This is a genomic window from Sediminibacterium goheungense, from assembly GCF_004361915.1.
GTDB classification, from domain to species: domain Bacteria; phylum Bacteroidota; class Bacteroidia; order Chitinophagales; family Chitinophagaceae; genus Sediminibacterium; species Sediminibacterium goheungense.
The window spans coordinates 1-1,004 of sequence record NZ_SNWP01000009.1 but is presented as its reverse complement, the minus strand read 5'-3'; the positions used below and the strand labels follow the sequence as shown (position 1 = coordinate 1,004).

Sequence of the window (1,004 nt, the reverse complement as noted above, 5' to 3'; positions counted from 1 at the left end):
GTCAAGGTTACAGATCCACCTGCACAGAATGTGGTCGGACCATCTGCACTGATCGCTGCTGTCGGAACAGGATTAACTGATACTGTTGTTGATACTGATGCTGATGAACAACCTTCTGCACTGGTCGCTACTACACTATAAGTGCCTGCAGCTGATACAGTGATTGATGAAGTTGTTGCTCCATTGCTCCACAGGTAGCTCGCACCACCTGTTGCTGTCAAGGTTACAGATCCACCTGCACAGAATGTGGTCGGACCATCTGCACTGATCGCTGCTGTCGGAACAGGATTAACTGATACTGTTGTTGATACTGATGCTGATGAACAACCTTCTGCACTGGTCGCTACTACACTATAAGTGCCTGCAGCTGATACAGTGATTGATGAAGTTGTTGCTCCATTGCTCCACAGATAGCTCGCACCACCTGTTGCTGTCAAGGTTACAGATCCGCCTGCACAGAATGTGGTCGGACCATTCGCACTGATCGCTGCTGTCGGAACAGGATTAACTGATACACTGGTTGATACTGATGCTGATGAACAACCTTCTGCACTGGTCGCTACTACACTATAGGTTCCTGCAGCTGATACAGTGATTGATGAAGTTGTTGCTCCATTGCTCCACAGATAGCTCGCACCACCTGTTGCAGTCAAGGTTACAGATCCACCTGCACAGAATGTGGTCGGACCATTCGCACTGATCGCTGCTGTCGGAACAGGATTAACTGTTACACTGGTTGATACTGATGCTGATGAACAACCTTCTGCACTGGTTGCTACTACACTATAGGTTCCTCCGTTTGTTACGGTGATTGATGAAGTTGTTGCTCCATTGCTCCACAGATAGCTCGCACCACCTGTTGCTGTCAAGGTTACAGATCCACCTGCACAGAATGTGGTCGGACCATCTGCACTGATCGCTGCTGTCGGAACAGGATTAACTGATACTGTTGTTGATACTGATGCTGATGAACAACCTTCTGCACTGGTCGCTACTACACTATA

At 48.3% G+C, this 1,004-nt stretch carries 1 protein-coding gene; it reads right to left on the bottom strand.

Annotated features, from left to right (window positions below; genetic code table 11):
• Positions 1 to 1,004 (bottom strand): hypothetical protein (locus BC659_RS16760; protein ID WP_211340677.1); only part of this gene is annotated, 1,004 nt, incomplete at both ends.